The 13,478-nt window shown below is 38.6% G+C and carries 12 protein-coding genes and 2 pseudogenes; 1 reads left to right on the forward strand and 13 read right to left on the reverse strand.

What is annotated here, in order from left to right; genetic code table 11:
* Window positions 1–400 precede the first annotated feature (400 nt).
* Window positions 401–1,306 carry an RluA family pseudouridine synthase gene (locus FLP15_RS09505; RefSeq protein WP_142767492.1) on the reverse strand — a complete coding sequence of 302 codons (906 nt, stop codon included), beginning with the start codon at window positions 1,304–1,306 and terminating at the stop codon, window positions 401–403.
* Window positions 1,307–1,437: 131 nt separating this feature from the next.
* Window positions 1,438–1,899 carry a signal peptidase II gene (lspA, locus tag FLP15_RS09510; protein ID WP_142766919.1) on the reverse strand — a complete coding sequence of 154 codons (462 nt, stop codon included), beginning with the start codon at window positions 1,897–1,899 and terminating at the stop codon, window positions 1,438–1,440.
* Window positions 1,900–1,907: 8 nt separating this feature from the next.
* Between lspA and FLP15_RS12780 the strand changes: the two genes are divergently transcribed.
* The gene (locus tag FLP15_RS12780; RefSeq protein ID WP_190288285.1) at window positions 1,908–2,063 is read left to right on the forward strand and encodes a hypothetical protein; all 156 of its coding nucleotides are present in this window, start codon (window positions 1,908–1,910) and stop codon (window positions 2,061–2,063) included.
* Here the strand turns inward: FLP15_RS12780 and FLP15_RS09515 are convergent.
* From FLP15_RS09515 to FLP15_RS09565, 11 genes and pseudogenes are all read right to left on the reverse strand, one after another.
* Entirely contained in the window at window positions 2,055–2,507 is a 453-nt protein-coding gene (locus tag FLP15_RS09515) for a methylated-DNA--[protein]-cysteine S-methyltransferase (protein ID WP_142766920.1), read from the reverse strand. The genes FLP15_RS12780 and FLP15_RS09515 overlap by 9 nt on opposite strands.
* Window positions 2,491–3,018 carry a methylated-DNA--[protein]-cysteine S-methyltransferase gene (locus FLP15_RS09520; protein ID WP_190288286.1) on the reverse strand — a complete coding sequence of 176 codons (528 nt, stop codon included), beginning with the start codon at window positions 3,016–3,018 and terminating at the stop codon, window positions 2,491–2,493. The genes FLP15_RS09515 and FLP15_RS09520 overlap by 17 nt, the downstream gene beginning before the upstream one ends.
* Before the next feature lie 143 nt (window positions 3,019–3,161).
* Window positions 3,162–4,031 (reverse strand): C40 family peptidase, encoded by an 870-nt coding sequence (locus tag FLP15_RS09525; protein ID WP_142766922.1) that lies wholly within the window; start codon window positions 4,029–4,031, stop codon window positions 3,162–3,164.
* A gap of 283 nt (window positions 4,032–4,314) precedes the next feature.
* Window positions 4,315–4,620: a CHY zinc finger protein gene (locus FLP15_RS09530; protein ID WP_142766923.1), complete on the reverse strand. Its 306-nt coding sequence runs from the start codon at window positions 4,618–4,620 to the stop codon at window positions 4,315–4,317.
* A 174-nt stretch (window positions 4,621–4,794) separates the two neighbouring features.
* Window positions 4,795–5,768: pseudogene (locus tag FLP15_RS09535) on the reverse strand (biotin--[acetyl-CoA-carboxylase] ligase).
* A gap of 233 nt (window positions 5,769–6,001) precedes the next feature.
* Window positions 6,002–6,579, reverse strand: a pseudogene (locus FLP15_RS09540) (biotin transporter BioY).
* Between the two features lie 608 nt (window positions 6,580–7,187).
* Window positions 7,188–9,656, reverse strand: coding sequence for a DNA topoisomerase IV subunit A (parC, locus tag FLP15_RS09545; RefSeq protein ID WP_142766924.1), 2,469 nt, complete (start codon window positions 9,654–9,656; stop codon window positions 7,188–7,190).
* Between the two features lie 1,089 nt (window positions 9,657–10,745).
* Window positions 10,746–11,189, reverse strand: coding sequence for a GNAT family N-acetyltransferase (locus FLP15_RS09550; RefSeq protein ID WP_142767493.1), 444 nt, complete (start codon window positions 11,187–11,189; stop codon window positions 10,746–10,748).
* Between the two features lie 624 nt (window positions 11,190–11,813).
* Complete coding sequence (locus FLP15_RS09555; RefSeq protein ID WP_142766925.1) at window positions 11,814–12,659, reverse strand: 3'-5' exonuclease; 846 nt, start codon at window positions 12,657–12,659, stop codon at window positions 11,814–11,816.
* A gap of 131 nt (window positions 12,660–12,790) precedes the next feature.
* The gene (locus tag FLP15_RS09560) at window positions 12,791–13,075 is read right to left on the reverse strand and encodes a hypothetical protein (RefSeq protein ID WP_223804614.1); all 285 of its coding nucleotides are present in this window, start codon (window positions 13,073–13,075) and stop codon (window positions 12,791–12,793) included.
* A gap of 98 nt (window positions 13,076–13,173) precedes the next feature.
* Complete coding sequence (locus tag FLP15_RS09565; protein ID WP_142766927.1) at window positions 13,174–13,413, reverse strand: hypothetical protein; 240 nt, start codon at window positions 13,411–13,413, stop codon at window positions 13,174–13,176.
* Between the last annotated feature and the right edge of the window lie 65 nt (window positions 13,414–13,478).

The following is a 13,478-nucleotide window of genomic DNA, read 5'->3' on the forward strand; positions in this document are numbered from 1 at the left end:
GCTCTGCACGCCGTTCTACGAACGGTCTCCGCAACTTCGTTGCTCCGCTGTCCTTTTGCTTAACTGCTAAAGCAGCAAGAGCAAAAGGCAAAGCGATAAGGCGAAATGGCAAGCTTTGCTTTCGTTCTACTGCCCTAGGGTCTTGGCGCTTTAGCGCTTAGACTTCAGGGCAGGGTGACTTCGCCTTGCGACTTTAGTCGCTTAGAGCGAATGGATAACGAAGCGGAGCGGAGGTGTGACCTCATATCTTTGATGTTAAGCAGACTGTTGCAGCTTCAGCTGCGTACAGGTCGCTTAGTTGTTACACCTAGAGGTTGTACCCTAACATCAATGGGAGAGAAAGAATCTCCCATTGATGAAGTAATCACTTCAATTGTCAATGTCATAAAAAGAGAGCAAGTCAACCTTGCTCTCTTAATTTTTTAAGTTGTTTTTCAAATATCTCTGGTACCGCAACTTGAAATTCTAAATTTTCTCCTGTTGTCGGATGCTCAAATCCCAATGTTTCAGCATGGAGAAATTGACCGTGATTAGGTGTAAGTGTTTGTTTTGGACCGTATAAAGGATCCCCAGCAACAGGATGACCGATATAATTCATATGTACACGAATCTGATGTGTCCGCCCTGTTTCCAAACGCAATGCGACAAGTGTATATCCATGAAAACGTTCCAAAACTTCAAAATGAGTCACAGCTGGTTTGCCACCAGCAACTACCGCTTGTTTTTTCCTGTCTTTTGGATGACGTCCTATTGGTGCTTCAATTGTTCCACGATTATTATCAAACTCGCCATGAACAATTGCGAGATAACGCCGTTTACTTGACTTATCTTTCAATTGTTTGGCTAATGATTCATGAGCCTTGTCATTTTTAGCAATCATCAGAAGACCGCTTGTGTCTTTGTCAATGCGATGCACAATTCCTGGACGAATAACTCCATTAATACTCGATAGATCACGAATCCCATACATGATTGCATTGACAAGCGTCCCACTACTATGTCCAGCCGCCGGATGAACGACCATCCCTTGAGGTTTGTTTACAACTGCAACATCGCTGTCTTCATAAACAATTTCAAGTGGAATATCCTCAGCAACAATATCTAGCTCTTGTACAGGAGGAAGTTCAAACTCAACAATATCTCCTGTTTTTACTTTATATTTTGCCTTTGTTATCTTTCCATTGACTGTCATTTTTTCACTACGAATCATCTCCGTGACAAGCGTTCTTGAAAGCTCTGTTTGATGAGCGAGCGCTTTGTCAAGACGAAGCAGATTATTTTCTTCTTTGATAATTACTTTTGTCAAATTTTTCTCTTTCTTTTGGAAAATGAATCCTGTCAGTATACTGACAGAATGCTGAGCTACGCTCAGCATTCTTCTATCCGCCGATTTCACGCTCAATTCAATCACGTTCAACTGACAGGATTTTGTCAGTTCTATCGATTTGTTTTTTCATCTTTATCAAGCAAAATAGCGACAAACAAGATAACAAAACCTACTGACAAAAGACTGTCAGCAATATTAAAAATTGGAAAATTCATAAAATCTGTTTGAAACATATCTACGACAAATCCTTGGCGAACACGGTCAATGAAATTTCCTAAAGCACCTGAAATAATCAAAGTCAGACCAAAAAAGTACCAATTTTGCTCCATTTTTTTCCACAAAAAATAAGCAGCTACAATCAATACAAGTGGTGTCAAAATCAGAAAAAACCATTGCTGCCCCTCAAACGAAGACCAAGCTGCTCCATTATTCTGAAGATAAGTCAAACTCATAACTCCAGGTAAAAATTTTTTAACATGTCCCAAAGGAATATTCGTGACAACCCAGTGTTTAAAAAGTTGGTCCAACAAAATGCCAACCGCAATAATGACAAGTGAAAGTATTTTTTTCATAAGTTATATTGTACCATAACAACGCCCAATCTGTCAGTATACTGACAGAAATATCAGACCAGCTGATATTTCCTCTATCTGGTTTATTCAATGCTCAATTCAATCGCATTGAACTGACAGAATTTTCCGTCAAAAAAAATACTGACCGTTTTCTGTCAGTATGATTTTGTCAGTGATTTCTCATATTCCAAAATAGAAGCTTTAATATCTTGACGATTATCTTTTCCCATAAATCCCCCAAGCGTACCGTCTTTTCTTGTCACTCGATGACAAGGCAAAATCACAGGTAGCGGATTCCGCGCTAATGCCTGTCCAACAGCTTGTTGAGCGCCTTTTGACCCTACACGTTCAGCCATTTCCTGATAAGTAATTGTTGTTCCAGCTGGAATTTTGGGAAGTTCTAACCACACTTTTTGTTGAAATTCTGTTCCAAAAGTCAATCGAAAATCAGCATCATTTGTTTCGTCAGTGCTGACAGAATCCTTTAACTTTTCTGTCAGTGCTGACAACTGTTCGTAAGAAACAACTTCATGTTCATCATCAAAAAACACTTCGATAATTTTTCCATCAGTATCTCGTTCCACTGATAATTTAAATTTTTCTTTCATTTTTGAACTCACTTTCATGATTTAATAACCATCTTTTTTTATCAAGACCTCCAGCATATCCTGCTAACTCACCATCTGTTCTGACTAAACGATGACAAGGTACAATAAGTGCCAGTTGATTCGCACCATTTGCCGCACCCACGGCAAAACTCGCCTGTGGTTTATTGATTTTCTCCGCAATCGCTTTGTAAGTCCAGCGCTCACCACTAGGAATCTTTAAAACCTCCTGCCACACTAGCTTTTGAAACTCTGTTCCAACTAACTCAAAAGGAACCGTAAAAACTTCCAGTTTTCCTTGAAAATATCCATCCAACTCTCTTGCAAGCTGTTTAGAAATATTTGTCTCTCCATATTCAATTTTGGCAGAAAGTCGCTTTTTTAACCGTTCAATCTCTCTATCCAAAAACTTACGATGTTCAAATTCTAACAAATACAAAGCCCCATCATCTGACAAAGACAACATCCGTCCCAGAGGAGTATCATACCAAAACTCAAGCAAAATTTTATCCATGAGTATATTATACCAAGATGTGAGCAACACCGTCAAGAAGCATAGTGCTGAAAGCACGGAGATAGAAAATCTCGGAGAGACACGGAGTTTCATGGAGAGATTTATCTTTTTTCACTCACTTCTAATTGATAGCATCAATAACACTAAATTTCACGTCTTACTGTACCACTTTCAAAAAGTTCAGACCAAGTCATATCACCTAAAACTTTCTCATTTATTATCTCATTTAGTCGGCTCACAGCTACCCCATTTGTACTCGTTGAGTCATGCAAAATGAATCCATCTCCCAGATAAATCGCAACGTGCTGCTCATCTTCAGAAGCATTATTTGCCGTGACCAATAAATCTCCCCTACTCTTATTCGACCAGCCAATAGCTGTTCCAGTTTCAGCCAACAAAGTCGTTGAGGCTGCATATTGATAAACTAAAGGCAGTCCCGCCTTACGATACATATAAGCCACAAAACTTGAACAATCAAACTCATTTTTTGCGACACTAGCATCTGTCCGGCCTCCACCATAAACATAAGGACTATTTCCCACTAACTTTAACCCTTTACTTATCGCTCCCTCAATAGATGAATTACCACTATCAAGTGTTTTTGCCACTGCTTCGTAAGCCTTCAGCACATTATCCGTACCATCTGATTCAAAATAATAGTAATAACCGTTAATCTCATGCAGTCCAGTCTCCATCTTTCCAGTCGATAAGTCAAAATAAACAGTCTTTCCATTTACCGTTTGAAAACCAGTTTTCATCGCTCCTGTTTCCAAATCAAAATCATATTTTTCTCCCGAAATCGTCTGCATCCCTTTCAATTTTTCCTTACCAGAAATATAATAAGTCGCTCCATTCTCCTGAACAAATTTCCCATCACCTCTTTCTAACATCCCTGTGACCCGCGGAACAATCAAAAAACAAAGAATCACTCCTAAGACAACCAAACCAATAATGAACAAACTCAATTGATATTTTTTTAATTTTTTACGTCTAACACGCTTGCTTCTCTCCATAAAAGCTCCTCTAACATATGCGCTCAGCTGTTAAAATATGCGAACACAGTTAATTTTTCATATAGATTTATCTATAAAGAGTGTAGTCCTATCGGCTTATTTTCTGCTTATCTCAAACTTATTTGTTTCTTATCATGTTCCCACTTTGTATAATACTATTATTCATCTAGTTAATAAAATACCATGAGAAATCTTCTCATGGTATTCTTATCCACTTTTAACCAGGCAAATGCTTGTTAAATATCAATGGGAAAGTGTTCTCCCCACTGATGAAGTAATCGCTTCAATTTTCCGTAAAATAAATCTCCCAGTGTAAATGACAGTTAGGATTAAATACAGCCTGACACTGAAAACAATAACCTTTAGCATAATCATCAAAGTTACTTCTCGTCCCACACTGACCACAAATTACTGGATAACTGTTTTTATCACAAGCTGAAAAATTATGACTCATCAGCTCATCGTGACATTTATAACAAGCAAAATATTTTTGGCAAGTTGAACACTTTAGTCCAACAATGTCATTATCCTGATGGTAGTGATAACAGCGCCCGCTCTTATCTAATCCTTTTCCATAAATTTTATACAAATTTAGCCTCCCATTTGCAGTTACGACTAGCTCTTTCACATCAGTGCTTCAGCAGATTGAGATTGAGACTTAATACTTGGTCTTTTTGGTTCCTAACTACGCACCCAGCGGAGGAGAAAGAATCCCCTCCAATGAAGTTAATCACTTCAAAGTGAAACTCGTTATATCTAGTCGTTAATTCCAATCCACCTTAATTACTTCTCCACTCTTAAAAGTTCGTAATTTTCCTTGATTATCTTTAATGACCAAGCCTCCATCTTCTTCAATTTGTTGCGCTAATCCTTGAATAGAATTACTTCCCAACTGTAATGTGACCTGTCTTTCTAAAATAAGCGAACGTCTGCGATATTCATTGAGCAACTTCGGATTAGTGTAATCTGATGCATTTTCAATCACTTGTTGAATCAGTATCGCTGCTAATTGATTACGATTTATTTCAGTATTTGGTTCAATGCCTCGTGCCACAGTAGATAAATCTGTCGGAAATTTTTGAGTTGCCAAATTTATCCCTACACCCATGATAAAATTTGCTGCAGAATTTGATTCAAGGTCTAAGACCGCTTCAGTGATGATTCCCGCTACTTTATGGTTATCTAAATAAATGTCATTCACCCATTTTAGCTGAAATTCCTTATCAGGATAGAAGCTTTCAAGAACCTTAGCAATGACCACCGACATACTTGTAGTTAATAATCCAACCTGGAATAACTCGTTGGTAGGATTAGGCAGAATCACACTAAAATAAAGCCCTGTCTCTGGGGTGAGTAGAATGAACGACCACGACGGCCATATCCTTTTGTTTGATGATTTGCTATAAAAATCACAGGTTCAGTAACATGATGTGTACTTAAAAACTCTTTAGCAATATCTTGTGTAGATGTCGTTTCGCTGAATACATGAATATTCTCTTCAAACTGTTGGTTACTATAAAAGTTAATAGTGTCGGCATCCAAAAAAGAATTTCCAAGATATTTATATCCCAAATTTTTACGACTAATAATTTGATTACCATTACGCTTTAAAGTATTAATCGCTTTCCAAATACTTTCTCTACTCACTTCTAATTGACTAGCTAAATAGTCACCAGAAACCCAATTATCCTGCTTTCGGATAAGTTGTTGCAGCACATATTGTTTTGTTGAATTCATCGCTAATCACCTTCTAATACTGTTTAATTTCTGAAAGGAACTTTTAGAAATTAAAGTTTACGTAAACCGCCTTACTTAAGCGCAAAACAGTATACCCACAGTTCGTCTACTAAATCTACAATAGCAGATTTAGGGGTAAACTAGTATAACCATTATCTGTTCTTCAAATATTTCACTTAAAAATTGCTCTACTATAATTATCAAAAATATTTTTTTACTCTAAAATATTATAATTAAAACTTGGATAATATAAACATATCATCAAATCCTAGACTTCTTCTAAGACGCCGAGTAATCATTACTGACAACACCGCTTTGATAAAATCTCCAGGGATAAAAACTAAATTTGAACTCAAAGCTGTAAAAACTGGCAAATGTGATTGCCAAGAAAGCCATAATGCTCCAATAACATCCACAAAAATAATACCTGCTACAACAACTATAATGAGTTCCCACCACCAACTATTTAAATGCAGAGTCTGAAGTCTTCTCAACGACACCCCCATTAACAGCGGAGTAAATAACCATGCAATCAAATAACCCCAGTAGGTCCCATAAAGCTGGCTACACCACCATTACCTCCTGTTAATATTGGAAGCCCAATAAACGCTAATAATAGAAACAACCCTACTGAAATTGTCCCATATTTTGGTCCAAGTAATCCGCCAGACATCATCACTCCCATATTTTGCAAGACAATGGGAACTGGAATAAACCCCAAAGGAATGGCAGGAAAAAATCCTAAAACAATGATAAATGTTGTCATCATCGCTGAAAAAGTTATTACTTTAATTTTTTGATTATTAGTCACAAAAATTACTCCTAAAATATATTTTACAATAAAAAGTTTTTTATTGTACTAATAGAATACCAAATAGTAACCCCAAAATCAATAATAAGGTTACTATTATAGATTTTTATTGATAATCAAAGAAAAAACGCAGAGAATTTAAATATTCTTTGCGTTTTTATCAAAGCAATTGTGTGCTATCTCCGCCCTTTGGGCTCCGCGATAAACATTTGTCCGTTTTATCTAGCCGCTAAAGCGTCTGATAAAAAGGCTGTGGCGCTACGTGCTTCACACGCCGTTCTACGAACGGTCTACGCCGCTGTCCGTTTGATTGCCATTTGGCGTTGCCTTTATTCTTGTCACTTTAGTGACTTAGAGATAGAGGACAAATGTCCTATGGTCATGCGAAGCTAGCTGCTAAAGCTTGCATCTTCGCTCCGCTATCCATTCGTTCTATCTCCGCTTCGCTACACTGTCGATTTCACTAAGCCACTAAAGTGGCAAGTTCAAATCGCAATCCAGCAAAGCTGGCAAGACGAAATGGTAAGAACAAAAGGCAAAGCGCCTAGTCGCAATCGCAATACCCCTATCTAAAGCAGCACTATGCTCCGAATTTAGTCTTGACTTCATTATTTCAATTTCACACTGACGACTTGCGTAACATCTTCTGAAACTGGATGACCATTACTTGTACGTTCAGATAATGATAAATCGGTAAGCACTACTTCATAACTCTTATCACCAGTACTAATTTCTAAAATCTGTTTTTCGTTTTCATTATTTGTATCAAGAGGTGCACTAAATAAATCAAGTTCTTCTTTTGCAATCAATGCAGCATCACTTGCATACACTAGACCAGCAGCAAAAACAGTATGATTATTTGTTTTTAGTGTCCGCAACACTTGTAATCCGCGATTTGCACGACTTGTTGTTGGAATATCTTCGGTACGTACCCGCTTGATGAAAGCTCTTTGAGTCAACAGATACCAACTATTTGTTGTCACAAAGAAAGCCACTTTTATCTTATCCCCATCTTTAAGATTCATTGCCTTAACTCCAGCAGCTTTGGCTCCTAAAATCGGAACATCATCAAGATTAAATCGAAGGGCATATCCATGTTCAGAAATCAACATCATATCTGCAAACTCAACTGGTGCAATCAGGACAACTTCATCTTCTGTGCCTTTTAGTTTTGCGTAGGCTGTTGATTTTGAACGATAAGTTCTCCAAGGCATGAAAGCAGCAAGTTCAACCTGTTTGATTTGTCCATTTTTTGTCACGACGACAAAATTTTCTCCAGAAAATTCATCAACAATTTTTACAAAAATTACTTTTTCACTTGAAGCAAAATTGGATAGACTTTGTGACAAATGTTCTCCAATGTCTTTCCATCGAATATCAGAAAGCTCATGGACTGGACGATAAATCACATTGCCAAGATTGGTAAAAATCAAAAGATGCTGCGTTGTCTTTGCATTTGAGAAGAACAAAAGCTCATCATCATCACGTTTACCGACTTCTGAAATTTGTGAAGAAGCAAAAGAACGTGGTGATGTACGCTTAATATAGCCAGAGCGCGTCACTGAAACAACTGTTTCTTCTTCAACAATCAACTCATGGGCCTCAATCTCAATCGTCTGAACGTCAGCTTGTAACTCGCTTCTGCGAGCTTTCGAAAATTTCTTTTTAACCTCTCTCAATTCACGTTTCATGAGATTAAACAGTGTCCGTTCATCATTGATAATTGCCTTTAGTTCCAAAATCTTGGCTTGTAGGTCTGCTTGTTCATTTTGCAAAGTGACAATATCCGTGTTGGTCAGACGGTAAAGTTGTAAAGTGACAATCGCTTCGGCTTGTTCTTCACTAAATTGGTATGAAATCTTAAGATTTTCTTTTGCGTCTGCCTTATTTTCAGATGCACGAATCAACGCAACCACTTCGTCCAAAATTGAAACCATACGAATCAACCCTTCGACCAAATGCAACCGTTTCTCAGCTTTCGTCAGATCGAATTGTGAACGTTTGACAATAACTTCCTCTCGGTGTGCGATGTAAGCACGTAAAATCTGCAAGATTCCTACTTGTTGAGGTGTCATATTATCAATAGCAACCATATTGAAATTATAATTGACTTGCAAATCTGTATTTTTAAGCAAATAATTCAGAACAAGTTGACTATCAGCTTCTTTTTTTAATTCAATCGCGATGCGCAAGCCCTCTCGGTCAGATTCATCCCTTACTTCTGAAATTCCAGGCACTTTGCTATTCACACGTACATCATCAATTTTCTTGACAAGAGTTGCTTTGTTGATTTCGTAAGGAATTTCGCTGACAATCAAACTTTCTCTGCCACCTTTTAATTGTTCAACATCAACTTTTGAGCGAACAACAATGCGCCCTTTACCTGTTTCATAAGCTTTACGAATCTCTGATTTACCTTGAATAATCCCTCCTGTCGGGAAGTCTGGACCAGGTAAAAATTCCATCAATTTTAGCACATCAGCCGTTGGATGGTCAATCATATAGATTGTAGCATCAATGACTTCACTCAGATTATGAGGTGGAATATCTGTGGCATATCCTGCCGAAATCCCAGTTGAACCATTGACTAATAGATTAGGAAAACTTGCTGGAAGCACTGTTGGCTCTTTTTCTGTATCGTCAAAGTTCCATGCATGGGTCACGGTATTTTTTTCAATATCTGCAAGTAAAAATCCTGATATTTCTGATAGTCTTGCTTCTGTATAACGCATGGCTGCTGGTGGATCACCGTCCATAGAACCATTGTTTCCGTGCATTTCAATCAGAGGTTCGCCCATTTTCCAATCTTGCGAAAGACGAATCATAGCTTCATAAATTGAGCTATCACCATGTGGGTGAAAATTCCCCATGACATTACCGACGGATTTTGCTGATTTACGATAGGCTTTATCAAAAGTATTACCGTCTTTATTCATACTATAGAGGATACGGCGTTGCACAGGTTTTAGTCCATCGCGAATATCTGGGAGCGCTCTCTCCTGAATAATATATTTTGAATAGCGACCAAAGCGTTCACCCATAATATCTTCTAAGGGCAATTTTTGAATGTTTGACATTATTTTTTCTCTTTACTTGTAAATTTTCTGCTGACAGAACTGTCGTCAGTAGATTTTTTATCGAAGTAAGTGCGTGCTAACACCCCTACCTAGGTGTAACAACTAGCATATCCGTAAGTTGCCAAAGCAACAACAGCTACCCTATCTTAGGTAGGGGATGAAGCAGCACTAACTTTGAATTTCGTCCGACTAAATTCAGTGGGGAGTTGCCCTTTTATCAGTCGCTTCAGCGACTAGAGAAAATGGACAAATGTTTTACGAAACTCCCACTGAATAAGTCTTGACTTCATCCTTGATTTTGTGGTAAGTGTTAACAAAATCACTTTTCTATTCTATCACATTTTTCAACTTAAAAAAACCGTAAAAAATTACTGACAGATTGCTGTCAGTAACCTAAACATTATGATTCGGGCATAATATTGAAGTGATTACTTCATCAGTGGGAGATTCTTTCTCTCCCGCTGATGTTAGGGCACAACCTCTAGGTGTAACAACTAAGCGACCTGTACGCAGCTAAAGCTGCAACAGTCTGCTTAACATCAAAGATAGGAGGTCACACCTCCGCTTCGCTTCGTTATCCATTCGCTCTATCTACGCTTTGCTACGCTGTCGATTTCACTAAGCCACTAAAGTGGCAAGTTCAAATCGCAATCGACTAAAGTCACAAGGCAAAGTGGTCTTGTCCCTGAAGTCTAAGCGCTATCTCCGCCCTTTGGGCTACGCTGTCCACACCGCAGGTATCCATGCTCACTAAGGCGCTGAAGCGCCGAGTCGCAATGGTTCTCGCTAAGTAGCTAAAGTCACAAGTCGAGTCGCAAAGCGCCAAGACCCTAAGGCAGTAGAACGAAAGCAAAGTTTGCCATTTCGCCTTATCGCTTTGCCTTTTGCTCTTACTGCTTTAGCAGTTAAGCAAACGGACAGCGAAGCAAAGCGTAGATAGAGCGAATGGACAGCGGAGCGAAGCGGAGATAGTGCTGCTTATCCCCCACCTAAGAGGTGGGGGAGTTGCCATTCCGACTAGGTACTTCAGCACCGTAGCGAGGATGGACAGCGTAATCCCAAGGGCGAAGATAGCAGACACTTGCTTGGTTAAAACTTCAAAAGCATATTGATATGCTTTATCCCATCCTCATAGAAAGGTTCGGAATCTGCTACAAAGCCAAACGAAGCATAAAATTCTTTAAGATAATACTGTGCTTCAATTTTGACGGCGGACTTACCAACTTTCTGTAAGTAATCTAAAACTTCTGTCAGTAACTGACGTCCTAAATGCTGATGGCGAAACTCTGGATGGACAAGAACGCGTCCAATAGATGCCTCTGCAAATGAAACACCTTCGGGCAACAAACGACAAAGTGCTAAAATTTCCCCTGCTTCATTTTCAAGCCACAAATGTTTTGCAACCTGATCTTTTCCATCAAGCTCCTGATAAGGGCAATTTTGTTCAACCACAAAAACAGCCGTTCGCAGACTCAACAATTGATAAAGCTCTGTCGTTGACAATTCATCAAAAGTTTTTATTTTCCATTCCATCATTCTCCTCCAATTCTGTCAGTACTGACAGCGTGCAAAAACTTATACTGAGCTAATCCGTTGTAAAAACTGATAACAGATTGACGTTGCGTTCTAACTTTATGGCGCAAATTCGGCGCATAACTGCAACATTGCCTTGCGTTTAGATAAATATCACTTTTTGAAAGTTATCTGGTATTATAGCCAAGCTACTCTAAAATCGAACCAATCTTCCTCAAATTTTCCGCCGGTATTTCGTTGTCGCCTTTGACTTGCGCCAGCAAGCCTGCGTCCTTCCGCCTCAGTCTGACGAATGTAAGATGTGAGGTGCGCTTGGTCAGAAACGTAGAAAATTGCCACTCGACTTGCGACTTCAGTCGCTTAGCGATTTGAACTTGCCACTTTAGTGGCTTAGTGAAATCGACAGCGAAGTGAAACGTAGATAGCGAGAACCAGTGCGACTAGGCTCTTTGCCTTTTGCTCTTGGAGCTTTAGCTCCTAAGCAAACGGAAAAGGCCCGGAGATAGTGTCGTCGCGAACATGGATACCCGCGGTGTGGACAGCGGAGCAGCTATTTTCCTAGCTTCTAGCGCACGCACCGAACTCAATTAATTTTTGAGCAATTTTGGTCGGATTTAGAGTGGCTTAGCTATAGTTCTTACCATCCAACTGATTCCCATCCAAATCCGTCAGAAAATTTGCTTTTTGCATTTCCTTCAAAAAATCTGAATGAATCGCCAATTTTTCATCATTATGCAAAGTAATACTCAAACTTGACCCTGTTGAGTATTCGCGCTCTACCCGAATTCCTGAAATATCAAACTGCTGCCATATTCGTTTTGAATCTTGACGATAATAAACCAAATTTTTTGTAATTGGCAAATTCAATTTTCTACGAAGTGTGTCAGTGATTTCATCTGAAATATCACCAAATAAATCCATTTGCTCAGGTTCTGTCAGCGTACTGACAGGTTTAGGTTGTTCAATTTCTTGAAGATATTGATACAATTTTGCTGTCACTAAACAATCGTTTAAAGCATCGTGCGAACGTAAATCATTCATTTCTAAAAAGTCTTTAAAACTTTCCAGAGCATAACTTTTCATCTTAAGAAGTCGCTTGCTCTCAGCTAAAGTATCATAAACTCGAAATGCTTCAACATCAGTAATTGCGCAGTCAATAATCGCTTGATAGAGAAAGCTGATATCAAAAGGAGCGTTGTGTGCTACCAGTAGATGACCTTTGATGAAATCTAAAAACTCCGGCAAAACCTGTTCAATCACTGGTTGGCTCAACAAATCTGCTGGTCTGATTCCTGTCAGTTGTGTAATCTCTGACGATACATAAGAACGCTGATTTTTAACCAATTGATTGAAACGAGCTAACTCAACGTCATTTTCATCATATTTTACTGCGCCAATTTGAATAATCTCATTTTTTTGAGCAGAGAAACCCGTCGTTTCAAAGTCAAAAACAACATATTTTTCAGACATTTTTCTCCTTTAACTTAGCAAATGCGTGCTTTCGTTCTACTAATGGGGAGAAAGCCCCCCACCAATAAAGTAAGCACTTCAATTATTTTTTTACTTTTCTGTCAGTGCTGACAAAAATCTGTCAGTGTTTCTTATTTGAAAGCTCCTATTTTTTGATTGAGCGCAAGCTCCAAAGCGGATAGATTTACCTTGCAATCGTTCAATTTTTCAAGCGGCAGCACCGTGACAGGAATCACATAGTTTTTGTGTACTCTAAAATGTCGTCCCTGATAAGCTTCCAAATTTTTGATTTGAACCGTAAACACTGGACTTCTTGTACTTACAAGATTGAACATTTGAATGTCCTTATAAAAGACTACAATCTGTTCACTTGAAAATAGTCCTCTTCTGTCATAAATCAGCTGATCATCAAGCAAAGTAAGACAACTTTTATCAAAACAAGTGCGTGCTAATACTCCGACCTCTTAGGTCGGAGATAAAGCAGCACTAAGCTTTGAATTTCGTCCGACTAAATTCAGTGGCGAGTTGAAACTCCCACTGAATAAGTCTTGACTTCATCTTTTATGGCACGATAAAGCATCTCGTAATAACCGATGCCGAGCAAACAAACAAGCCAAGAAAGAATCAAAAGCGGCAAATGATTTCTAAAAAACAAAGATAATCCAATCGCCAATACAAAAATCCACAAACTTCGCCAGAAAGTCATGATTGAATAATTAATCGTATAAGGAAAAACAATTTCGTCTTTTTCCATCAGTTGTTTCACTTTCTTAGTTGCTGCACAACGCATTTTCTTGACCCAAAATAAGTCTGTCAGTG

It is taken from the genome of Lactococcus protaetiae, assembly GCF_006965445.1.
GTDB classification, from domain to species: domain Bacteria; phylum Bacillota; class Bacilli; order Lactobacillales; family Streptococcaceae; genus Lactococcus; species Lactococcus protaetiae.